The organism is Methylobacterium sp. J-088 (assembly GCF_022829295.1).
In the GTDB taxonomy this organism is placed as follows: Bacteria; Pseudomonadota; Alphaproteobacteria; order Rhizobiales; family Beijerinckiaceae; genus Methylobacterium.
In genome coordinates this window covers 1-21478 of record NZ_JAKSYH010000205.1, presented here as the reverse complement: position 1 = coordinate 21478, position 21478 = coordinate 1, and the positions used below count along the sequence as shown (strand labels likewise).

Below are 21478 nucleotides of genomic sequence, written 5' to 3'. Positions count from 1 at the left end.
GGTCACAGCTTCTCGACGGGCACGGCGAAGACGTAGCCGATACCGCGCTCGGTCACGATCAGACGCGGCGCGCTCGGATCCGCCTCCAGCTTCCGGCGCAGCCGCAGGATCTGGACGTCGATGCTGCGGTCGAACACGTCCTCGTGGACGCGCGTGGCCTGCAGGAGCTGCTCGCGGCTCAGCGGGCGCTGGGGGGCATCGAGGAAGGCGACCAGCAGCGCGTACTCGCCCTTGCTGAGGGCGACGTCCGCGCCGGCGGGGTCGGTCAGGCGTCGGCGGCGCCGGTCGAGCACCCAGCCGTCGAAGCCGCTGCGATGAGAGTCCTGAACCCGCGCCGGAGCCGGCGTGACTTCGGCCCGCCGCAGGATGACCCGGACCCGCGCCAGCAGTTCGCGCAGGCCGTAGGGTTTGACGATGTAGTCGTCCGCACCGAGTTCCAGTCCGATCACCCGGTCGATCTCGTCCCGACGATGGCCGGTGGTGATGATCACCGGGAGGTCGCTTTTGGCGCGCAGGTCGCGCAACAGGTCGAGGCCGTTCTCCGACCCCAGGCGCAGGTCCAGCACCACGAGGTCGAACGCGTCCTCCGCGAGCCGTTGCTCCGCCTCCCGCCGGTCGGTCGCCGGAGTGACGTCGACATCGTGGTCGGCGAAATGGTCCGACACGATGCGTTGCATGCCCGCATCGTCCTCGATCAGCAGGATGCGCGTCGTACCGGCCCGCGCGCCTCGACTCTGGCCCCGGCCCAGACTGGGTTCGAACATCGCCAACTCCATCATGCGGCCGCTGGCCGCGATGGCACGATCTCGACGCGCCGATTCAGGAAGGGGGGCGTGCTCGAAGCGGGGAGATCATTCCCCGGCAGACCCGCGCGTCCGTCGTCGGCTCGCCCCGGTTGCCTATCAGGGCGTGTCCGGACGTCGGGCCTTGCACGGCTGGATTGGTATCATGCCCCCCAAAGGATTGCGCCCTCCACATTGTGCGGGGCGGCACGGCGTGAGCATTCGCGCAAGACATGGCTTCAACCCGCAAGCTCAATAGAGTCGTATTACCATTGTAACAGAAAGTCATACAGGTCGAAATAGCAGCGTAATTAGAGCGCCTCACAGTCATACTGCTCAATGCGAGAGGTAAGCATGACAGGCCCCCCAATTGCAGAGCGACGAACCCTCCGCCGCAGACGGTTTCGACTGTCCAGATCTGAGCGCTGCGTGTCTCCCCATGAACCTGCCGGGACGCCCGCTCGACGGCGACCACGGACGGATCCGGCTTCGTCCCCAGCATGCCGACCAGCCCGCACCGGTCTCGTCTGCCGATGGCTTGAGGTTTTGGTGGTCAGCTTCGCTTACGGCGGCTGTCTCCACAATATCCACCCGGATTACATCAATTTTCTGCACGACGTGAACAGAAAGGTTCCGCTTTAGGGCCGTGCCCGATGGCAACGTGCACAGTACACGACAGTGACGCCACCGCCGCCGAATTGGACACGGGTCCCCTCTCCCGTGCGGGAGAGGGGGCAGGTCGCGCTTGCCAACCCTGTCGACAGACGACTGTCGTGTACTGGGCGCGCTGCAATCGCGCACAACTTGAAGCCGTTGTTTCACCGCCCTCTCTCGCGCCGAACCAGCGCCCGCTTCGGCGGAGGGCGCTCTCGATCGAGCGCCGATCGCCATTCATCCGGCTCACGCTTCGCCTGAGCCGGCACGCTGCTGTCGTTCCGCGCTCCGGGTCCACGACCGCACGCCGGTAAAGCCCCCCTCACACCTGAATACTGCGCTCTCGCGCGATCAGACTGGGAAAAACACCATGTCGCTCGACGTCCTGTGCATCTCGTGGGGAACCACGGGCAATCTCAGCCCGATGCTCACGGCAGCCCGGCAATTGCACCGGGCCGGTCACCGCCCGCGCATCATGGCCGATCCGGCCATGAGCGCCGAGGTCGAGGCGGCGGGCTTCCCGTTCATCGGGTGGCGCCGGGCCCCGACCGGACAGAAAGCCGATCCGGTCGATTTCTCGGATCTGGCCGACTGGCTGCGCCAAGCGATGTTCGCCCCGGCCGGCGTCTACGCCGCCGACACGCTCGACGAGATCCGTCGCCTTCCGACCGACGCGGTCCTCAGCATCGATCTGCTGGTCGGCTGCGCCCTGGCCGCCGAGGCGGCCGGCATCCCGCACGCCGTCCTGTCGCCGCATATCAGCATTCGCCCGCTCCCCGGCATGCCCCCCGCCGCGAGCGGTCTGACGCCGCCGCGGACCGAGGCGGAGCGGGCTGCGGTCGACGCGGCGACCGACGCGATCGTCTTGGCGATGGAGCGCAGCCGGCCGGCGCTCAACGCCGCACGGCGCGCTTTCGGGCTTCCGCCGGTCGCCAGCGCCTTCGCGCATTACGATCGGGCCGAGCGGGTCCTGTTGGCGGTCAGCCAAGCCTTCGACTTCGACGGGGCGATGCTCCCCGCCAATTACCGCTACATCGGCCCGCTGCTCGACGAGCCGGTCTGGTCGCGGGGCGCCCGGACCCTGTGGTCCGGGGCGGGCCGGCCGCGCATCCTCGTCGCCGGCAGCACCGGTGCCCAGAACCAGACCGACCTCCTCCGGCGGATCGTTTGCGCCGTCGGGACACTCGAGGCCGAGACCATCGTGACCACCGGCCCGAACGTCGAGGTCGGGGACCTAGACGCCCCCGATACCATCCGCGTCGTGGCGACCGCCTCCCATGACGCCCTCATGACCGAGGCCGACCTGGTGATCTGCCAGGGCGGCCACGGGACCATCAGCCGCGCGCTGCTGCACGGCGTGCCGCTGCTGGTGATCCCGCTCGCCCGGGACCAAACCGACAACGCCGCCCGGATCGCGCTGCGCGGCGCCGGCCTGCGCCTGCCCGCGACGGCGAGCGCGGACGCGATCGCGGCGGCGGTCCGCCGGCTCCTGGTGGAACCGGGCTTCCGCACGGCCGCCGGGACCCTCGGTGCCGCCGTTCAGGCCGATCTCAACGCGGGCGGGCTCGTCCGCGAGATCGCCGCCATGGTCGCCGCGCACCGGGATGCCGCATCCCGAGGCGGAGGCCGGCTCTGGGCGTGAGGGGGACCGCCATGCCGGCGCGGCCCCGCATCCACCCCGAGTCACGGGCCTTCTCGGCGCTGCTCGGGCTGCTCGCAGCGCTCCCGACCTTCGGGATCGACATGATCCTGCCGAGCCTGTCGGAGACGGCGGCCGCACTGCACGTCCCGACCGCCGCAATTGGCGCGGCCATGGCCGTCTACCTGCTCGGGCTCGGTGCCGCGCTCCTGGTCTACGGGCCGGTCTCGGATCGGCTCGGGCGCCGGCCCGCGATCGTCTGCGGCTGCCTCCTCCTGATCGGGGGCAGCCTCGGCTGCGCCGCGTCACGGACGCTGCCACAGATCCTGCTGTCCCGCGCCGTCCAGGGGATCGGTGCGGCCGGTCCCGGCATGGCGGTCTTCGCGATGGTGCGCGACCTGTTCGCCGGCGAGGCGGCGCGTGCCCGGATGTCGTTCGTCGTCCTGATCGTCAACGTCGTGCCGATGGTGGCCCCGACGCTGGGGGCCGGCCTGATGGATGTCGGCGGCTGGCGCCTGATCCACGCCGCGCCGCTCGCAGCGGCCCTCACGATCCTGGCGGCGATGCCATGGGTGGCAGAAACCCTGCCCTGTGCCCCCGGCCCCGCTCCGTCCGGAATTCTGCGCGCCTATCGAAAAATCCTGGCGAACCGGGGCTTCCTCGGCCACGCCCTGTGCAACGCCGAGGCGGCGGGTGCGGTCTTCGCCTACATCACAGGCTCCGCGCTGGTGTTCGTCGGCGCCCTTGGGTTCAGCCCGTCGGCCTACGGGCTCCTCTTCGGGTCGAGTTCCCTGTTGGTGATGGCCGGCGCCGCCCTGAACGGCCGCCTCGCCGCCCGGGGCATCAATTCCCACCGGGTGATCGGCGCTGGGCTCGCCGGGGCGACACTCCTGGCGGCGATGCTCCTCGTCGATGCACTGGTCTTCACGCCCTCAGAGGTGCCGGTGATCGCCGCGATGGCCGGCATGGGTCTCGCCTTCGGCCTCGTCTCGCCGAACGCCATCCACGGCGCGACGGAGGCGGCCCCCGAGGCCGCCGGCACCGCCGGCGCCATCGTGTTCTGCCTGCAGATGATCGGGGCGGCCATCGCCAGCGATCTCGTCGCCCGGCTCTTCGACGGGCGCTCCGCCCTGTCGATGGCCGCCGTGATGCTCGGCGGCTGCCTCGCGGCGATCGCGGCCTTCGCCGGCCTCGCGCGCCCGGCCGCCCGTCCGTCCTCGTCCCGCTCTCCCTCCCAGCGACACGGAGAACCCGTATGATCTTCGACCCACCCCCGTGGCCGCCCGTCCACCTGACCCGCGACGGCACCCGGCTCGCCCATATCGAGGCTGGCCCCACCAGGCCCCAGGGGCACCCGCTCCTCCTGATCAACGGCTGGACCGGCGATCACGGCATCTTCACCCCGCAGATCGCGCATTTCGCGCGGATGCGCCGCGTGGTGGCGGTCAACCTGCGCGGCCACGGCGCCAGCGACGCGCCCGAGGGGGACTACACGATGGAGGGCTTCGCCGACGACATCGCGTGGCAGTGCCGGACCCTGGACCTGGCCAAGCCGGTCGTCATCGGTCACAGCCTCGGCGGCGCCGTGGCCCTGGAGCTGTGCGGCCGCCATCCCGACCTCGCCACCGGCCTCGTGATGATCGACACGATCGTCCTGCCGTCGCCCGACGGGGCGGGCAGCGCCGAGATCGAAGGTCTGCTGGCGGGCGTGGGCGGCCCGGACTACCGGCGTGTCGTGCGCGACATGGCCTGGGCGATCGGGTGCGATTACGACCATCCGGCACGGCGGCAGGCGCTCTTCGACACGTTCATCCGCGGCCCGGCCGAGCGGACGCCGCAGCACGTGGCCTGCGCGGCGCTGCGGAGCATCGCGCTGCACCACGATCCCGTCCCGGCCGCGCGCGCCTGCCGGATCCCCATGGCGTACATCTCGGCGGACGTACCCCTGGTCGAGGCGGCGCGGAATCTCGACCGGCTGCGCGAGCTCTGCCCGCAACTCGTCACCGCCAAGACGCTGCTCGCGGGACATTTCAACACGCTCGAGGTGGCCGATCAGGTCGACGCGATGATCGAGCGGTTCCTGGCCGTGGGCCTGAAGGCCGGGGCCGAATAAGCGGCCACGCCGTCCCGCGGCGTGATGCGTGTGTCCGGGGCGGCCTCCAGGACGGGGGCCGCCCGGCACCGCGAGGCTGTGTCACGATGCGAGCCGCGTTCCCGGCCGGTCCCCAAGGAGGCGCCGCGCCGACGCGATGACCTGGAGGGTCTGGGGGCTCAGCTCCTCCTGGTGCGCCCGCCGTGCGTAGTGCCGCAGGCGCGTGGCGAGGTCCGTCGCGCCGGAGATCCCGTGATCGAGGCCCGTGATCACGGATTCGGTGATCGTGCGCCGCAGCAACGTCTCGAAGATGTCGTGGTCCGCCTGCTCTGTCCGCATGAGGATCTCTCCCGTGAAGCGGAGTCGTTTTCGATCGGACAGGTTACGGCGCGATTTCAGGACATTCGACGCGCGAATGCGCTGCGCGCCCGACGTGTCGTTGCGCACGCATCGGACGCCCCGGCGGGCCGCATGTTATAATGGTAACCATCGGCGCCACGTCCGACATGATCGTGTAGCCCCCGCCTTCGAGGCTCCTCGCGCACAGCAGCAGCGAGGCTATGGCGATGGATGGACCCGAAGATCGGACGCGGCAGGCCGGTTCGCTCGAGCCGCCCGGACACATCCCGACGCTGACGGTGGCCGAACTGGAGGCCGATCCGCACGGGGTGTTCCGGACCTGGCGGCCCCGGCTGCCGGTGGTCGGCCACGAGGTCGCGGGCTTCGTCGTCCTCCGGGCGGGGGACGTCGATCGGCTGATGCGCGATCCGCGCATGCAGGCGACCGAGACGCTCTACCCCGAGACGCGCGGGATACCGGAGGGCAGGCTCTTCGACATCTTCGCGCACGGGATGCTCACCGCCAACGGTGCGGCCCATCGGCGGCGCCGCTCGCCCTTCACCCGGACCTTCGGGGCCCGGATGATCGAAGGCCTGCGCCCGCGGATCCGCGCGGCCGCGGAGAGCCTCGTCCGGGACTGGCTGCGGGACGGGGAGGTGGATCTCGTGGCGCGTTACGCCGCGCTGATCCCGGCCCAGACCATCGCCGACATCCTCGGTCTGCCGCATGCGGACATCCCCCGCTTCACGCAACTCGCCTACGAAGTTTCCCGGGTGCTGAGCTTCACCTTAGGACCGGACGACATCCCGAACCTCGAAGCGGCGGCGGTCGCGCTCCGGGATTACGTGCGCGCGATCCTCGAGGCGCGCCGGTCGGCACCGCAGGACGATTTCCTGTCGCGCTTCCTCGCGGAGGCCGAGGCGGCGGGCGATCTCACCCCCGAGGAGGTGACCGTCCAAATCGTTCAGATGATCATCGGCGGCACCGACACGACCCGGGTCGCCGGCGCCATGCAGGCGGCGCTGCTGCTGCAGCATCCGGACCAATGGGCGGCGGTGACCCGCGATCCGGGTCTGATCCCGGCCGCCGTGGCGGAATCCCTCCGCTACGAGCCGAGCGTCGGCTCCGCGGGGCGGGTCGCCCGGGAGGCGATCGACCTCGACGGAACCGTCGTGCCTGCCGGAAGCCTGATCATGCTCTCGACGCTGTCGGCGCTGCGGGACGCGGCGGCCTTCAAGGACCCGGACACGTTCGACATCCGCCGGACCGACCTCCCGCGCCTGCATCCGATCTTCGGCGGCGGCGCACACCGGTGCATCGGCGAGGCCCTGGCCCGGATCGAGCTGGAGGAAGGGCTGGCCGCCCTGATGCGCCTCGCGCCAAACCTGCGCCTGACGGGCGCGATGCCGGTCCTCCACGGCCACAGCGGCATCCGGCGCATCGGTCCGCTGCAGGTTGCCGCCTGATCGGGCGCTGGATCAACCCAGTGCTCTGACGCATTCACTTCGTTCATGCGAGTGAGCACTAGCTCTTCGATTTTGCATCAATTTTCCAGCCTCGGCTGACGCCTCCGTCTGGATCGATGCACTAGGGAGCCGCCGTGAACGGGCCGCCGTTCCACGGAGCGCCCGACGGCACCCGGCCCGCTGGGCCGGGTGACCCTCGAAGATGTGCAGGTTGCCTTCGACCGGAAATCGGATTTCCGGCCGACGCCACGAGCAATCGGACCAGTCATCGACATGTCGGCTGTCATAGATTTCCGGTTTTCCGAAATCACGGCGCAATTCCTGAAATTCAACACTGAAGCTCCAAGCACCGGAGCAGACGATCATGATTTCAAGGCTGACAAGAACTCTTGCAGGCGCGGCGGCGGGAGCCCTTCTCTTGATCCTCGCGGTCCCGAACGCCGTGCGGTCGCAACCGGTCCCGCGCTTCGCACAGCCCGACGTGCCGAACCCCACCGCACGGTCGCTCCCGCCCCCGTACCGGACGATCCGGGACCTCCGCTCGCCCACGGTCGAGCGCGAGCACCTCCGGGCGCAACGCATCATCAACCGCATCTGCTCGGGCTGCTGATGTCGGCGATACGCCTCCCCGACGTCAGCGCCGCGGGGGCGGACCCGGCGTCCTGGCTCGGCCGGCCGCACCGTGCGGCCGAGCTGGCCCAGGCTGTCCGCCGCCGCGCAGCCGCAGCCTGTGGCAACGCGGTCCTCGCTGCGGCGCCGGCGCCGTTGCTGATGGGATTCGCAACCGCGACCGGGTCGGAACCCATCACCCTCAGCCTCGCCGGGCTCGCCCTCACGTCGCTCGCGCTACAGGTGCGACACCTGCGCTCCGCAGCGCGGATCGTGACCCGACACCGGGACAACCTCGCGCGACTGGCGGCGCCGGCGGTCGCCCGGTTGGTGGCCGAAACCGACGCCGTCACCCTGCGCGCCGGCTGGGAGCAGGAGGCGACGGTGCTGTTCGCCGACATCCGCGACTTCACCGGACTTTGTGAAACGCTACCGCCGGGCGAAGTCGCGGCGTTCCTCGCCGAATTCCGCCGACGCGCTGCGCGGGCGATCGAGGCGGCGGGCGGCCTCGTCGACAAATTCGTCGGCGACGAGGTCATGGCCGTCTTCGGCGTGCCGCGCGCGGCCCCCGACGATACGGATCGCGCCGTCGTGGCGGCCCGCTCCCTGGCCGCCACGATGCTGGCCTGGAGTCGAGAGCGGGTGCGGACGGGTCTGCCGCCGGTCCGCATCGGGGTCGGCCTTCACCGCGGCCCGGTTTTCGTCGGCACAATCGGGGCGGAGCGCGTCGAGTTCACCGCGGTGGGCGATACCGTCAACGTGGCCCGCCGCCTGGAGCAGATGACCCGCACGACGGACTGCGACTGCATCGCCTCGGAAGCCGTGGTGCGGTCTGCGACGTCGAGCGAGGCGCGGATCGTCGCCGTTCAGCCCGTGCGCGGCGCGCGTGTCGTCCTGCGCCTGTTCGCCATCGCGTTGGCCCCGTAGCGGCCGGGCGCACTCTCAACGGGACCGGGATTCATCCGCATGATGGCCGAACAGGTTCGTCGAGGCCGGGTCCGGAAGCGCCGTCTGGTCGCCTTCCTCGGGTCGGCCGTTCTTCTGGCCGGATTGGCCGGCGCGGCCAGCGTCGGTCCGCGTCTCCTCAGGCCGAACGCCGACGCGTCCGTCACGTCGATCGAGACGCAACCGGACTATCATGATCCTGCGCTGCTGGCGCGGGCCTGGACCCTACCGGTGGCGGCGGCGTACCGGAGACGGCCTTACGAATACCAGAGCAATCCAAGCTTCTGCGGTCCGGCCACGGTGGCGAATCTTCTGCACTCCCTTGGCGTCGACTTTTCGCAAGCCGACGTGCTGCGGGGGACGGCGTTCCAGCCCTGGTTCGGCGTGCTTGTGAACGGGCTCACACTGGACGAACTGGCCGACCTGATCCGAAGGCGGCTCGACCACCCGGTCGATGTCGTGCGCGATCTTACGTTGCCGGCGTTCCGCGATCGGATGAAAAGCGGCAACGACCCCGATACGCGGCTGATCGTCAACTTCCATCGCGGCCCCCTCTTCGGCCGCGGCGCCGGACATTTCTCGCCGATCCTCGGATATCTGCCGGACGCGGACCTCGTCTTCGTCGGCGACGTCAACGGCGACGACCGGCCGTTCCTGGTCGGCACCGAGCGCCTATGGCGCGCCGTCGCGACGCGGGACAGCACCTCGGGCAAGACGCGCGGGTTGCTGATCGTCGAGACGACCCGCCATTGAGGCCGAGATGCACCGGCCGAGGGCTGGCGTCGAAATCGTCGCTGCGCACGTGCGGGAGGATGATCGACGGGGACTGCCGACGGATGCCGCCTTCTCGCGCTTCCGGTCAGCATCCAGGGAAACGGGGCGGCCCGTTGCCGCCCGGGCAATCGTAGCATCATCGGTTCGTGGGGCAGGCCACGCGCCGGGATGCCGGGTCCCGAACGGGCCGCGGTCTGGCTCTGGCGGGCTCACGGTCCTTCGCGGGTCGCCTCGGCGTGGCCGACGCGCCTCCGTCAGGCCGGGAGACGAGGGCTTGCGCTGCCGGGACTCTTGGGGGCGGATCAGGCCGCGTTGGATCCGGCGACGAGGCGGTCCAGCGTTCCAAAAATCACCGCCGGCGTATCGATCGCCGCCATATCCGCCGCGATCGCCCGCGCGCGCTCGGCGAAGGCCGGCTCGGCCAAAACCCGATCGACCGCCGCACGCAGCTCTCGGGCTTCCGGCCGCTGCGACGGGATCTCGATGCCGACGCCCGACCACGCCACCCGAGCGCCGACCTCGGCCTTGTCCTCGGTGCGCCCGGCCGCCACGATCGGGACACCGGCTTGAAGCGCCAGCTGCACGGTCCCGTAACCGCCATTGGTGACCAGCACGTCGACCTTCGGCAGGAGCACCGCGAAATCGAGGAACTCCGCGAGACGAGCGTTCTTCGGGATCGGTCCGCGCACGTTCCCGATCGGTCGGAAGCCGGTGGTGACGAGCACCAGCAGGTCGTCGCGCGTGCCGAGCGCCGACAGGGTCGGCTCGATCAGTTCGCCGGGATCGGCGTTGGCGACTGTCCCCTGGGTCACGAGTACGACCGGCTTGGACCCGTCGAGTTCGCCCCACCAGTCCGGCAAGGCAGCGTCCGGCTGCGGGGGAGGGGGCAGTGCGCCGACGAACCGGACGTGGTCGGGCAGGACCCCGAAATCGTACTCGAACGCCGGTACGGTCGTCTGAAGGAAGGCGTCGGCCATGAGATGGCGCGAATGCAGCACCGAGCACGGCAACGGCGGCAGGCCCATCCCGGCGAGCTTGGCATCCGCGTACGCGCGGACCGGCGCGCCGAAGACACGTTCGGCTTCGATCGCGATGGCCGCGTATGCCGCACGCGCGGCCTCGTCGCGTGCCGGCGGCAACCCGATCATGGCCGGAGCCCCGTCCGGCCTGTCGGCCACCATGATCGTAATGCTGCAGGCGACGATCGGTGGCCGGGACGTCCCCTCGTCCAGGAACAGGGCCGTCGCGCCGAAGAACAGATCGTCCACGACGATGATGTCGGGACGTTCGGACGCGATGATCCTGCGCAGCGTCTCGGCCTGCGGCGGCATCGGGTCGAGGAAGATCCGCTCGAAATTGTAGCGGAGCTGCTCCGGGCCCGGGGGGAGACTTGCGCGTTCGGGCAACACGTCCTCGATCCGCGTGAAGTCGATGTCGGCGCCGGCGGCGAGGGGCAGGAAGCGGGCGCCGGACTTTTCGACGGACGGGCGGAGATACCCCGCCGTGGCCACCAGCGCCTCGTCTCCGCGCGCCAAGGCCATGCGTGCGATGGCCAGCAGCGGATTCAAGTGGCCGGCAGCCGGCGTGGCGGCAAAGAGGATTTTCATGGAGGACCCGTGACGGCGACAAAGCAGGTTCTGTTCGGCCGCGCTTCACGGTTCCGTGCCCGGCGGTGAACGACGATCTCTGCTCCTGCCGGGGGGTCTGCGCTCAGCGTATGACCGCAGCGTTTCGCCGATCGGCGATACGGTTACAGGCGTAATGGTGGACGACCGCGCCTGCGCCGCTGCCTTGCCGTGGCTCAGGTGCCCGTCCCAGGACTCGTCCGCCTTCCGATCTCGCGGGACCACACGTCGTGATCGCAGGATGTCGAGGGCGGGCCGGTCGCTTTTCGGCGTTCCTGCTCCGAAGCGGACAGGTCACTCTCGGTCAGACTCGGCCATTCCGAGACCAACGTGCGTGTCTCACATCGCTGGATCCGGACGGGCAGCCTTCGCGCGCGAGCCGACAGAGGCAGACATCGCCGTCGCACCCGCTCTCGAGTCAGAGCAGGCCCGTGGTCGGTTCGTGAGCGTTCGATGAAACGTGGGGTGACTATGAAGAATTGAGCGGGCGATCGTCTGCGACATGGATGATAACGGCTGGCAAACTTCAACCTGCCGCACCGGTTTAGTGCAGGTCCATCTCTGAGCATTGAACAGAGCCGTCTGATCTGGTTGCGGGTGATGAGGCTTGCGGCGAGGCTGGTGAAGGCTTTGTAGAGGCCGGCACATTGTTTGTGGCGGACGGGCAGGGGGCGGAAGCAGTTGAACCACGCCGGGGGGCGCTCGACGACCCAGCGGTGATGCTGGAGCCGCTCGCTGCTCCTGATGCTTTTGCGGACGAAGCCGAAGCACGGGGCTTGAAACCGCGGCACTCCGTTACATCACGTGGTAAGCGACCTGATGCCCCGGGCCGATCGGGCGCAACTGCGGAGTTTCCGTTCGGCATCGCCAGGGGGCAGCGTGCCTGGAAATGACACCCGGTGCGCGGGGCTGAGGGACAGGGCGGATCCCATGTGGCGCCGGCCCGGGATGGTGAAACCGCGTCGCTCCGCCGGTGCCCGCGGGATGGGAGGGGGCGAACAGCAGGCGCGTGTAGGGATGCGCGGACGAGCGCCAGAACGCGTGGCGCTCGACGGTCACGACGATCCGGCCGCCATGCATGACCGATACGAGGTCCGACATGTGCTCGACCACCGACAAATCATGGCCGATGAACAGCGGGGCAGAGCCCCATAGGCGCTAGTGCATCGATCCAGACGGAGGCGTCAGCCGATTCCGGAAAAATTGATGCAAAACCAAAGAACTAGCGCTCATTCGCATGAACGAAGTGAATGCGTCAGAGCCCTACATAGCAATCATCATCGTGGCGCGCGAAGTAGCGATCGTCGATCACCAAGCCAAATCGATCCAGCGGCGGTCCGCTTCTAGCACTGACAGTATCCGACAGTTAGAATCGTGTCTGATCGCGCTGCGGTCGGACACGGTTCTAAGCTCCTGTTGTGACGCAGCCTCTTGCGCCAAACCGGGTATCGACTTCGGCAGAGAGCGCTTCAATGCGTGCCGCCGAGATAGGCCGCTCGCACGGCGGGATCGTTGCGCATCTGCTGCGCCGGGCCCTGGAAGCGGATCCGGCCGTTTTCCAGCACGTAGGCGTGGTCGGCGACGCCCAACGCCGCCATGGCGAACTGCTCGACGAGCAGCATCGTCACCTGCTCGGCCTTGAGCAGCCGGATGATCCGGAAGACCTCCTTCACGAGCTTGGGGGCGAGCCCCATCGAGGGCTCGTCCAGCAGGAGGATCTCGGGCCGCAGCATCAGGGCCCGGCCCATGGCCAGCATCTGCTGCTCGCCACCCGACAGGGTGCCGGCGAGCTGCGTGCGCCGCTCCTTCAGGCGGGGGAACATCTCGAAGGCCCGCTCGCGGTCGGCCGCGACGTCGCCCTTCGGACGCGAGCCGGTCAGGCGCGGGAAGGCGCCGAGCGTCAGGTTGTCCTCGACCGAGAGCGTCGGAAACACCCGCCGGCCTTCCGGCGAATGCGCGAGGCCGAAGCGGGCGACGTCGTGGCTTTCGAGGCCGCCGATCTCGCGCCCGTTCAAGCGAATCGAGCCGGCCCGCGGGCGGATCATGCCCGACAGGGCGCGCATCGTGGTGGTCTTGCCGGCCCCGTTGGAGCCGATCAGCGCCACGACCTGACCCTTGGGCACCGTGAAATCGAGCCCGTGCAGCACCTCGACCTGGCCATAGCCGGCCGAAAGCCCCGTGACCTCAAGCATGGGCCGTCTCCTCGTCGGCGACCGGGCTGCCGAGATAGGCCTCGATCACCTTCGGGTCCGCCTGCACCTCGCGGGCGCTGCCCTCGGCGATCTTGTGGCCGAAATCGAGGACGCTGACGCGGTCGCACAGGCCCATGACCACATCCATGTGGTGCTCGATCAGGATCACCGTGATGCCGGCGTCGCGGATCTTGCGGATGATCGCCGTCAGCTCGGCGATGTCGGGGGCGGTGAGACCGGCGGCGGGCTCGTCGAGCAGCAGCAGCACCGGATCGAGGGCCAACGCCCGCCCGATCTCCAGGAGCCGCTGCTTGCCGTAAGGCAGGTTGCGGGCCTCCACCTGCGCCAGGGCGCTCAAGCCCACGAAGTCGAGGATCGCCATGGCGCGGGCGCGCTGCTCGCGCTCCTCCCGGCGGCGGCGCGGCGTGCCGAGGATCGCGTCGAACAGGGTGCCGCGGAAGCTGTGGTGCAGCCCGACCAGCACGTTCTCCAGCGCGGTCATCTCCCGGAAGAGCTGGACGTTCTGGAAGGTGCGGGCGATGCCGGCGGCGGCGATCTCGGAGGGCGTGCGCCCGTCGAGGCGCTGCGTGCCGTGGCCGCGGGCCAGGGTGACGGTGCCGCTCGTCGGCCGGTAGATGCCGGTGAGCACGTTCATCATCGTGCTCTTGCCGGATCCGTTGGGGCCGATCAGCCCGTGGATCGTGCCCGGCCGCACCGCGAGGTCGACGCCGGCCAGGGCCTTGAGACCGCCGAACTGCATCAGGGCCTGATCGACCGTCAGCAGCGGATCGGCGCCCCGGTCGCCGCTCTGGACGCTGAGCGCCGCGCCCTCGGCGTGGAGGCTCTTGCCCTCGGCGGTGTGGGCGGGGCGCAGCGCCGGGATCTTCTCGCGAAGGAAGCCGACGATTCCGTCCGGCAGGTAATAGACCACGAACAGGATCATCAGCCCGAACACCGACAGGCGATAATCGGTGACGGATTCGAGCAGCAGCGTCGCGGGGAAGAAGGCGAGGCAGAGCCCGACCGGGATCAGCAGGGCGTAGCGGTCCTCCCGGCGGCGCAGGACGGCGAGGACGCCCACCACCAGGGCGGCGAGCGCGATGATCCCCGCCATGATCCGCACCAGCCCGATATCGGCCAGCACGTTCGGCATCATCACGATGATCGCCGAGCCGATCAGCGGCCCCGCCCGCGACTTGCGACCGCCCATGGTGACCGCGAGCAGGAACAGCACGGTGAGTTCGAACCCGTACGAATTGGGCGCCACGTAGCGCTCCGACCACGCGAACAGCGCGCCCGCGAGGCCCGCCAGGGCCGCCGAGATCACGAAGGCGTAGACCTTGTAGCGGTAGACGCTGACGCCCATGCAGTCGCAGGCGATCGGCGAGTCGCGCAGCGCCTCGAAGGCGCGGCCGTAGGGCGAGCGCACCACCCGGTTGACGACCACGATGGTCACCAGCAGCGCGGCGCAGACGAGATAGTAGAATTCGAGCTTGCGCCCGGCCGCGCCCCAGGGCGCCTGGAGGCCCAGCAGCGAGAAATCGAGGACGCGGGCCGGCGGCAGGGTGATGCCGAGCGGGCCGTTGGTCAGCGGCGTCAGTTCGTTGATGAAGATCTGCACGATGGTGCCGAAGGCCAGCGTCACCATGGCGAGGTAGGGGCCCGTCACCCGCAACGCCGGCACCGCGAGCAGCACGCCGAAGGCCGAGGTCACGCCGATCCCGGCCAGGATGCCCCACCACACCCCGAGCTTGAAATGCAGGAACAGCACCGCCGCCGCGTAGGCGCCGACGCCGAACAGGCCGGCATGGCCGAGGCTGACCTGCCCGGTATAGCCGACCACGATGTCGAGCCCGAGGATCAGGATCGCGTAGATGGCGATCACCACCATCAAATGGATGTAATACGAGCTCGTGACCACGTGCGGGAAAGCGGCGAGGCCGACGACCAGCAGCACGGCGCCGAGGACGCCCATGTGGCGGGACAGGCTCGGGGCGGCCGCTTGAGCGGGCGCTTCGGCGGGGGCGAGGGTCTGCGCCATGGCTCAGGCTGCCGTGAGGGTTGCGCGGGCGGTCACGGTCAGACCTTCTTGATGACGGCCTTGCCGAACAGGCCGACCGGGCGGATGGAGAGGACGACGAGGAGCAGGATCAGGCCCGGCACATCCTTGTAGCCGGTCGAGATGTAGAAGCCGGTCAGCGTCTCCGCGACGCCGAGGATCAGGCCGCCGACGATGACGCCGAGGCCGGATTCCAGGCCGCCGATGATCGCCACCGCGAAGGCCTTCAGCGCCAGGACGGAGCCCATCGTGGCGCCGGTCAGCGTCACGGGCGCCACCAGCACGCCTGCGAAGGCGGCCGTCATGGCGCTGATCGAGTACGACAGGGTGATCACCTTCTGGGTGTTGATGCCCATCAGGCCGGCGGCGTCGATATCGTTGGAGGTGGCGACGACCGCCTTGCCCCAGATCGACTTGCGATTGAAGATTTCGACCGCCAGCATCATCAGCAACGCGCCTGCGACGATCAGCAGTTCCATCGGCAGGATGCGCACGCCGCCGACCTGCAGGGCGGTCTCGGGCAGCGGGGAGGGGAACTTCAGGTCGTCCCGGCCCCAGACGTTCTCGGCGACGTTCTTGAAGATGATGCCGAGCGCGATGGTGGCCATGATCCACCCGTACTCGGACTTGATCTTCACGGCCGGGCGCACGCCGAGGCGCTCGACCACCGCCCCGAGGGCGAAGCCGAAGACCAGAACCAGCGGGATCATCAGCCAGTAGCCCAGGAACGGCACCAGGGTCAGGCCGAACAGCGCCCCGAGCGCCAGCGCCTCGCCCTGGCCGAAATTGAGGGTCTTCGAGGTCGCGAAGGTGAGCTGATAGCCGAACGCGATGGCGGCGTAGATCATGCCGACCGCGACGCCGGAGGCGATGAGCTGGAGCAGGATTTCCATGGATCTACTGTCACCGGAGAAGCGTCCGATCGCGCGGGCGGGCGCCGCGCGACGGCTGGGTGTCGTGCGGGCGGCCTCGGGACGCCGCCGGATTCACGGGGAACGGCCGCGCGCGCGATCGCGCGCGGCCGTGAGCGTCCTCAGTTCGAGGATTTTTCCTTGAGGCGGACGACGCCGGCGTTCTTGGCGTCCTCGGCCTTGTCGTAGACGATCTTGCCGTCCTGCACCTTCCCGAACACGACCATGTTGCGCGAGATCGCGTTGTGGTCCTTGGCGGTGAACGGCTTGTCGTAGGTGGTGACCACGCCCTCGACCTTCTCGTTCAGGTTCTCGAGGGCAGCGCGGATCTTCGGACCATCGGTGCCGCCGGCCTGCTTGATCGCCGCCGCGAGGAGGTAGATCGAGTCGTAGGCCTGAGCGCCGGCCACGGGGGTCGGAATCTTCGTGACGCCGTAGGTCTTGTAGTAGTTCTCCAGGAACGCCTTGCGCTTCGGCAGGGTCTGATCCTCGATGAAGGTCTGCGGCATGATCACGCCGTTGCCGTTCGCGCCGGCGATATCGATGAAGCTCTGCATCGAGGCCGGCCAGCTGGTGATCATCGGCACCTTCCAGCCGAGCTTGGCCATGCCGTTGGTGATCTGGGCCAGTTCCGGTCCGATCCCGTAGGCGAGGATCACGTCGGCGCCGGCCTGCTGCGCCTTGAGCAGCTGGGCCGTCATGTCGACGTCCTTGATGTTGAATTTCTCGACCACCACCGGCTTCACGTTCTTGGTGGCGAGGTACTTTTCGATGTCCTCGCGCCCGAGCTGGCCGTAATTGGTCGAGTCGGCGAGGATCGCGATCTTCTTGTGGTTCTGGGCCAGGGCCTCGTCGACCATCAGGCCGGCCTGGAGCACGTCGTAGGCGGAGTTCCGGAAGACGTAGTTCGCCTCGTAATCCGGCTCCTTGAACTGGTTGGTGATGATCGTCCCGGTGGCGACGTTGTTGAAGACCGGGATCTCGGCCTCCTGGTAGAACCGCTGGGCGGCAAGCGCCACGCCGGTGTTGATGAAGCCGACGCTCGCGACGACCTTTTCCTTGTTGATCAACTCCTGCGCGACCTGGGCGCCGACCTCGTTCTTGGCCTCGTCGTCGCGCTCGATGAGCTGGATCGGGCGGCCGAGCACGCCGCCGGCCTTGTTGATCTCGGCGGCGGCGAGCTTGGCGCCATCGCGCATCGAGACGCCCATCGAAGACGAGCCCCCGGTATAAGGGCCGCTCAGCCCGATCTTGATGGGGTCTGCAGCGTGCGCTGGCACCGCCGCGAGCGTGAACAAGAGCACGGCGGCAGCCGTGCGACCTGCGAAGACCATCGTTTCCTCTCCCAACGAGCGTTTGCGCCGTGTGCCCTTCGTCGTGGCACTATGCGATGAGGATCTCTTCGAAACAGGACGAGCCGTCAAGCTGCAAAGGCAATAAGTCTTAGATGATTAATACGGATTGTTCTCGGTTTCCTGTCGCGGGGGCAGCCGGCGACAGAATTTTCGCCGATCCGCGAATGGCGCGGATTAACAATCGAGCACGCACGTGCCGGGCCGTTGTTTCGCGAAAGGTCCGCTGAGCATCGCTATCCGTTTGCACCGCGCTGTGGCTGACGGTCGAGCGAAGTATCCCCGCGGTGGGCGAGGGTGTCCAAGTCCTGAAGGTCCGGTTTGATCGTCCCGTCACGGCCGACGACGGGTTGAACGGAAGCAGGGCTGCCAGCTCGATCGAGCCGGCACCCGCAGGTCGGCTTCGGAGAAGCGCGACGTTGATGCGCACGCCGACCCCTTTCACCCGGGGTTGCTCCAAAACGCAGTGTCTTGTCCTCAGCCTGCGGGCCACCGCCTTCACATCGCCCTCACGAAATGTGACGCCTTAACGTGATGGAGAGCTTACCCTATTCCCTGTTCCTCGACAGAGCGTGATCGCTGCCGGGCGATGTCCCACGAAGTCTTTCGTCCATGGGATGGTCCTCAGCCTCGCTTGGATCGGCCCGAAACAGTCGTTTCGCTTTCGGCCAGCACCGGCCGCCGATGCTGCTCGGCGTGCAGGCTGTGTGTTATGCGGAACTGAGCCAACGCTTGGCTTTCAGGTTCGGGTCAGGCCGTACGCGTCTACTAAATCAAGAAAATAATGACCGTGTACGATGTGGCGCAAGTTATCCACGATGACGACAAGTAAGAGGTTGTCGACGTTTGTACCGATCAGCACCTGATCGAACCGGTCGGCTGCATCGCGATAGACGTCGGTGACGTCGAGAAGCTCCGTGACAGGTCCCAGCGGCAACGCGATCGATTCGGTATACGACCAGACATCGACGACTGCCTCGGCGGTTGCCGTCACGTTCCGCATCGGAGCGGTGAAGCAGGCTGAGAACTCGGTTTGGGACAAAAGGCGGGGCGCCATCATCATAGTCCGCTCGTCAGGTTTGTCGTCGCGCTCACCACGAGCCGCGCGGGGAGCGCGTTGTCCACAGCCTCTACCCTGAGCCGAAGTTGCCGGACCGCCAACGAATGACCGCTTGCGAGACGCGCCGATAACCGGAGGAACAGCCGAGTTGGGTCGATAACAGCCCCTCGCACGGCCAAACGAATCGGGTCTCGACCAAGTGCAAGTCCCGATCGCGACGCGGCGGGTGGGTCCATGACCGCCGAGACGTGCACATCCAAAAACGTTGCCCTATGACCACGTTACGGGCGGTCCCGTTGGCAGTTCCCGGGTGATGTCCTAAGGACCGACGAGTAGAGATTATCGGACACCAGAAGACAGCATGCCATCGACGCCGCCGCGCCTCCCCTTTTCACACGCCGGGCAGGACTTCATCGTCAAGGCGCGTCCGGTCCCGGATGGCATCGAGGTCCGTGGCTTTTGGCATGCTCGATCGAAGGGGCGGACGCGGTTCTTCGTGGTCGTTCCGGCTGAGGCCATTCAGAAGGCTCAGCGGCCTGATTGGGCCGATCCGGTGCAGGCGGCGCTGAAGCTCGTTCGGAAGCAGATTGTCCAGGCGATCGACGAGGGCGAACCACTCGCCGAGGATACTCAGCCTTGAACAGAAAATTCACCCTACCATCACCGGTGGGCCTGCAGGCTTTCGCCGGTCGCGCCGGCGAGTGGGCCGAGTAGGCGCGGTCCAAGAACACCCGCCGAGCCAACGCCTCGACCGGTCTCGCCTCCTACACCTGGTCGGCGGCCCTCCGCATGCGTGGCGTGGGATCAGACGGGCGCACGGTCGACTGGCCGCCCAGAGGCGGCCGCTGATGACGGTGGATCCCCGACGCGCCGTTGCGACCCTGCCCGACATCCTGGCCGGATGGCGCGACCGGGCGCTGATCGTCGCAGGCTTCGCTGCAGCGCTTCGGCGATCCGGGCACGCGGGTCTGGAGATCACTCGCGGGGACGGCCGCGCTTGGATCGAGGAGCGCCCGGACGGCTTGGCGATCCACTTCGACCCGCAGCAAATCGGAGCCATCGGGGGAGGGCGCTGAGATTGGCGCTCGCAATGGCTCAGACATGCAGACCTGCCCGGTGCGCAGTTCCCCCGCCTGGATCACGGCAGCGCGCCTGAAGGGGGGCGGGCGCTCCGGCCGATCGACAGACAGGGACGCATCGGCGTCGAGGGAAAAACGGATCGCGCTGTTGCTCGGATCGTCCAACGCACAGTCGAACCGGCCGCGCTCGCGGACGCGCAGGAGTCCGAAGGGGCGTGGCAGCTGGCAGCGGCTAATGCCGGGCGTTCGCTCCGGTCCGGGCAACACGTCAAGCACAACGGGGCACCGTTGCAGCGGATCGCTCGGCCGACGAGCCTGCCGGCCCCGAGGGGTACAAGCGGTGCGGCTGGTACGCGAAGCGTCACGCTTCGATCTATGCCCGCCCGGAAGTGTTCAAGGCGCTGCGGGAGATAATAGTAATCACCGACTGCAAGCCACACGATCTCGACATCGTGAGCCTGCGGCTTGTGTTGCGCCAGCACGGGCAGGCCTTCGACGCGCTAAACCGTTGAGAGCAGCTACGTAACGACGTGGTTTATGCTTCGTGCCTGGATTTCACGCGGATCATGGACGTGTCGGGCCACCGTAATCCAACATCAGTCCAGTGACGCGAGCGTGAGTTCGCCCTCCCGGGCAGCCCGCTCGCAGGCCGCCGACCTGATCCGGTAGCAAGGCTCACCGGATCGATCGTCTGGCATGAGTCGAACCACCTCGAAAAGACCATCGACGACGCTACTCTTGTTGCCAGCGTAGGTGGTCCCGAGCTGCCGGACATTCTGCCCGATCTTGAACTTGTGAGACATCTTTCGTCCTTCGATAATGACGTTCTGCGGGCCGGGCTGGCCTATCGGCGTGCTTTGGCTTTCCGAGCCGCGAAGCGTGCATCGCGCGCGGCCTTCTGCTCGGCTGCCAGTGCGGCTTGCTGCTCCGCCCTTTCGGCAGCTTGGCGGACGAGTTCCGCCTCGGCGCGCTCACGCGCGGCAAGGGCCTCCGCCTCACGCTCGGCCTCGGCGGCCGTACGCGCCGCCTCGCGCTCGGTGACCCGCACCTCGCGCGCCTCGGACAGGGCCTGCCGCTCGGCCTGCCGGGCCAGCACCGTCGGGTCATCCGCTGCCGGGCGGGCCCGGAACCGGTCAAGCGTCGCCTGTCGCGCTTTTGCTGTCGCATCCAGGCGATCGACGAGCTGGCTTGTTTTGAATTGACCCACGTACAGTCCTTCATCGCGCCGAAGCCGAGACCCGGCGTCAGAAACAGATGAAGCCGCCCCCGGGGGAACGGCTTCGAAACGCGTCAGAGGCCGATGAGCGCGGCTCAGGCGGCCTGAAGGCTGCCGGCCGACTGCTTGCCGCTGCGGCGGTCGGTCTCCATCTCGTAGGAGACCTTCTGGCCCTCGACCAAGTTGTTCATCCCGGCACGCTCGACGGCCGAGATGTGGACGAACACGTCCTTACCGCCATCGTCCGGCTGGATGAAGCCGAAGCCCTTGGTGTCGTTGAACCACTTAACGGTGCCGATGGTCATAGGTATTCCGTATCTATCGAGGCAGGCGAACAGGTCGGGCGCATGCATCGCACGCGCTCGGTCGCTGGTGGTCGAAAATGGGAGCTATGCAGAGCGCTCGCCCTGTTCAGGCGATACGGCCGAATATCTGGCCAAAGATCGATCTGTGACTTGTACGCTAACTGCGACCGATTCACAACTACAAATCTGATCGGGAGAAAATCAGCCTGGAAGATCGCGCCGCTACGTTCATGAGTTGCGCTGTAGCACCTGCTGTCTTCGGGAGGATGTGCGCCGATCCAAAGGGCGCACTGTCACTGTGTAGGACGCGCCGGCTACACGTGAACGGGGAGGACACGGCAACCGGCGCGCTCGCCGGCAGGAGCGTGAGGGCGCTCAA

Annotated in this window: 20 protein-coding genes and 1 pseudogene; 9 read left to right on the top strand and 12 right to left on the bottom strand. The window is 68.1% G+C overall.

The window, feature by feature from the left end:
* Positions 1-2 precede the first annotated feature (2 nt).
* Positions 3-764: a response regulator gene (locus MKK63_RS22715; RefSeq protein WP_244005857.1), complete on the bottom strand. Its 762-nt coding sequence runs from the start codon at positions 762-764 to the stop codon at positions 3-5.
* Between the two features lie 1042 nt (positions 765-1806).
* On the opposite strand from MKK63_RS22715, the gene MKK63_RS22710 reads away from it, so the two are divergent.
* From MKK63_RS22710 to MKK63_RS22700, 3 genes are read left to right on the top strand one after another with little or no spacing between them, the layout of a single operon-like run.
* Positions 1807-3078 carry a glycosyltransferase gene (locus MKK63_RS22710; RefSeq protein ID WP_244005855.1) on the top strand — a complete coding sequence of 424 codons (1272 nt, stop codon included), beginning with the start codon at positions 1807-1809 and terminating at the stop codon, positions 3076-3078.
* An 11-nt stretch (positions 3079-3089) separates the two neighbouring features.
* Complete coding sequence (locus MKK63_RS22705; RefSeq protein ID WP_244005853.1) at positions 3090-4334, top strand: multidrug effflux MFS transporter; 1245 nt, start codon at positions 3090-3092, stop codon at positions 4332-4334.
* Entirely contained in the window at positions 4331-5188 is an 858-nt protein-coding gene (locus MKK63_RS22700; RefSeq protein ID WP_244005851.1) for an alpha/beta fold hydrolase, read from the top strand. Before MKK63_RS22705 ends, MKK63_RS22700 begins: the two co-directional genes overlap by 4 nt.
* Positions 5189-5269: 81 nt before the next feature.
* On the opposite strand, the gene MKK63_RS22695 is transcribed toward MKK63_RS22700, so the two are convergent.
* Positions 5270-5614 carry a hypothetical protein gene (locus MKK63_RS22695; protein ID WP_244005849.1) on the bottom strand — a complete coding sequence of 115 codons (345 nt, stop codon included), beginning with the start codon at positions 5612-5614 and terminating at the stop codon, positions 5270-5272.
* A gap of 119 nt (positions 5615-5733) precedes the next feature.
* On the opposite strand from MKK63_RS22695, the gene MKK63_RS22690 reads away from it, so the two are divergent.
* The 4 genes from MKK63_RS22690 to MKK63_RS22675 all read left to right on the top strand — a co-directional run bounded on the left by MKK63_RS22690 (position 5734) and on the right by MKK63_RS22675 (position 9279).
* Positions 5734-6972 carry a cytochrome P450 gene (locus tag MKK63_RS22690; protein ID WP_244005847.1) on the top strand — a complete coding sequence of 413 codons (1239 nt, stop codon included), beginning with the start codon at positions 5734-5736 and terminating at the stop codon, positions 6970-6972.
* 418 nt (positions 6973-7390) lie between these two features.
* Positions 7391-7582 (top strand): hypothetical protein, encoded by a 192-nt coding sequence (locus tag MKK63_RS22685; protein WP_244005845.1) that lies wholly within the window; start codon positions 7391-7393, stop codon positions 7580-7582.
* Positions 7582-8508, top strand: a complete 927-nt coding sequence (locus tag MKK63_RS22680; RefSeq protein ID WP_244005843.1) for an adenylate/guanylate cyclase domain-containing protein — start codon at positions 7582-7584, stop codon at positions 8506-8508. Before MKK63_RS22685 ends, MKK63_RS22680 begins: the two co-directional genes overlap by 1 nt.
* A 123-nt stretch (positions 8509-8631) precedes the next feature.
* Positions 8632-9279 (top strand): phytochelatin synthase family protein, encoded by a 648-nt coding sequence (locus MKK63_RS22675; RefSeq protein WP_244005841.1) that lies wholly within the window; start codon positions 8632-8634, stop codon positions 9277-9279.
* A gap of 323 nt (positions 9280-9602) precedes the next feature.
* On the opposite strand, the gene MKK63_RS22670 is transcribed toward MKK63_RS22675, so the two are convergent.
* From MKK63_RS22670 to MKK63_RS22640, 7 genes and pseudogenes are all read right to left on the bottom strand, one after another.
* The gene (locus MKK63_RS22670; RefSeq protein ID WP_244005839.1) at positions 9603-10907 is read right to left on the bottom strand and encodes a glycosyltransferase; all 1305 of its coding nucleotides are present in this window, start codon (positions 10905-10907) and stop codon (positions 9603-9605) included.
* Positions 10908-11497: 590 nt separating this feature from the next.
* Positions 11498-11680 (bottom strand): annotated as a pseudogene (locus MKK63_RS22665) (IS5/IS1182 family transposase); the annotation flags it as partial.
* A 714-nt stretch (positions 11681-12394) separates the two neighbouring features.
* Positions 12395-13117 carry an ABC transporter ATP-binding protein gene (locus MKK63_RS22660; protein WP_244005837.1) on the bottom strand — a complete coding sequence of 241 codons (723 nt, stop codon included), beginning with the start codon at positions 13115-13117 and terminating at the stop codon, positions 12395-12397.
* Positions 13110-15158: an ABC transporter permease subunit gene (locus MKK63_RS22655; RefSeq protein WP_244005835.1), complete on the bottom strand. Its 2049-nt coding sequence runs from the start codon at positions 15156-15158 to the stop codon at positions 13110-13112. Before MKK63_RS22655 ends, MKK63_RS22660 begins: the two co-directional genes overlap by 8 nt.
* A gap of 38 nt (positions 15159-15196) precedes the next feature.
* A complete protein-coding gene (locus MKK63_RS22650; protein WP_244005833.1) occupies positions 15197-16069 on the bottom strand; it encodes a branched-chain amino acid ABC transporter permease in 873 nt (290 codons plus the stop codon).
* A 140-nt stretch (positions 16070-16209) separates the two neighbouring features.
* Complete coding sequence (locus MKK63_RS22645; RefSeq protein ID WP_244005832.1) at positions 16210-17421, bottom strand: ABC transporter substrate-binding protein; 1212 nt, start codon at positions 17419-17421, stop codon at positions 16210-16212.
* Between the two features lie 757 nt (positions 17422-18178).
* Positions 18179-18502 carry a hypothetical protein gene (locus MKK63_RS22640; RefSeq protein WP_244005830.1) on the bottom strand — a complete coding sequence of 108 codons (324 nt, stop codon included), beginning with the start codon at positions 18500-18502 and terminating at the stop codon, positions 18179-18181.
* 358 nt (positions 18503-18860) lie between these two features.
* On the opposite strand from MKK63_RS22640, the gene MKK63_RS22635 reads away from it, so the two are divergent.
* Complete coding sequence (locus MKK63_RS22635; RefSeq protein WP_244005828.1) at positions 18861-19139, top strand: hypothetical protein; 279 nt, start codon at positions 18861-18863, stop codon at positions 19137-19139.
* 208 nt (positions 19140-19347) lie between these two features.
* Positions 19348-19575, top strand: coding sequence for a hypothetical protein (locus MKK63_RS22630; protein WP_244005826.1), 228 nt, complete (start codon positions 19348-19350; stop codon positions 19573-19575).
* Positions 19576-20174: 599 nt separating this feature from the next.
* Here the strand turns inward: MKK63_RS22630 and MKK63_RS22625 are convergent.
* The 3 genes from MKK63_RS22625 to MKK63_RS22615 form a co-directional block, all read right to left on the bottom strand.
* Entirely contained in the window at positions 20175-20381 is a 207-nt protein-coding gene (locus tag MKK63_RS22625) for a hypothetical protein (protein WP_244005824.1), read from the bottom strand.
* A 41-nt stretch (positions 20382-20422) separates the two neighbouring features.
* A complete protein-coding gene (locus tag MKK63_RS22620) occupies positions 20423-20785 on the bottom strand; it encodes a DUF6481 family protein (RefSeq protein WP_244005822.1) in 363 nt (120 codons plus the stop codon).
* 104 nt (positions 20786-20889) lie between these two features.
* A complete protein-coding gene (locus MKK63_RS22615) occupies positions 20890-21099 on the bottom strand; it encodes a cold-shock protein (protein WP_243924844.1) in 210 nt (69 codons plus the stop codon).
* Positions 21100-21478: the final 379 nt, after the last annotated feature.

Excerpts from the sequence above, each read along its gene's own strand:
- MKK63_RS22690 (WP_244005847.1), top strand. The coding sequence starts at position 5,734 with ATGGATGGACCCGAAGATCGGACGCGGCAGGCCGGTTCGCTCGAGCCG.
- MKK63_RS22630 (WP_244005826.1), top strand. The coding sequence starts at position 19,348 with ATGACGGTGGATCCCCGACGCGCCGTTGCGACCCTGCCCGACATCCTG.
- MKK63_RS22615 (WP_243924844.1), bottom strand. The coding sequence starts at position 21,099 with ATGACCATCGGCACCGTTAAGTGGTTCAACGACACCAAGGGCTTCGGC.
- MKK63_RS22710 (WP_244005855.1), top strand. The coding sequence starts at position 1,807 with ATGTCGCTCGACGTCCTGTGCATCTCGTGGGGAACCACGGGCAATCTC.
- MKK63_RS22680 (WP_244005843.1), top strand. The coding sequence starts at position 7,582 with ATGTCGGCGATACGCCTCCCCGACGTCAGCGCCGCGGGGGCGGACCCG.
- MKK63_RS22670 (WP_244005839.1), bottom strand. The coding sequence starts at position 10,907 with ATGAAAATCCTCTTTGCCGCCACGCCGGCTGCCGGCCACTTGAATCCG.
- MKK63_RS22625 (WP_244005824.1), bottom strand. The coding sequence starts at position 20,381 with ATGTCTCACAAGTTCAAGATCGGGCAGAATGTCCGGCAGCTCGGGACC.
- MKK63_RS22635 (WP_244005828.1), top strand. The coding sequence starts at position 18,861 with ATGCCATCGACGCCGCCGCGCCTCCCCTTTTCACACGCCGGGCAGGAC.
- MKK63_RS22660 (WP_244005837.1), bottom strand. The coding sequence starts at position 13,117 with ATGCTTGAGGTCACGGGGCTTTCGGCCGGCTATGGCCAGGTCGAGGTG.
- MKK63_RS22640 (WP_244005830.1), bottom strand. The coding sequence starts at position 18,502 with ATGATGATGGCGCCCCGCCTTTTGTCCCAAACCGAGTTCTCAGCCTGC.
- MKK63_RS22650 (WP_244005833.1), bottom strand. The coding sequence starts at position 16,069 with ATGGAAATCCTGCTCCAGCTCATCGCCTCCGGCGTCGCGGTCGGCATG.
- MKK63_RS22715 (WP_244005857.1), bottom strand. The coding sequence starts at position 764 with ATGTTCGAACCCAGTCTGGGCCGGGGCCAGAGTCGAGGCGCGCGGGCC.
- MKK63_RS22655 (WP_244005835.1), bottom strand. The coding sequence starts at position 15,158 with ATGGCGCAGACCCTCGCCCCCGCCGAAGCGCCCGCTCAAGCGGCCGCC.
- MKK63_RS22645 (WP_244005832.1), bottom strand. The coding sequence starts at position 17,421 with ATGGTCTTCGCAGGTCGCACGGCTGCCGCCGTGCTCTTGTTCACGCTC.
- MKK63_RS22700 (WP_244005851.1), top strand. The coding sequence starts at position 4,331 with ATGATCTTCGACCCACCCCCGTGGCCGCCCGTCCACCTGACCCGCGAC.
- MKK63_RS22705 (WP_244005853.1), top strand. The coding sequence starts at position 3,090 with ATGCCGGCGCGGCCCCGCATCCACCCCGAGTCACGGGCCTTCTCGGCG.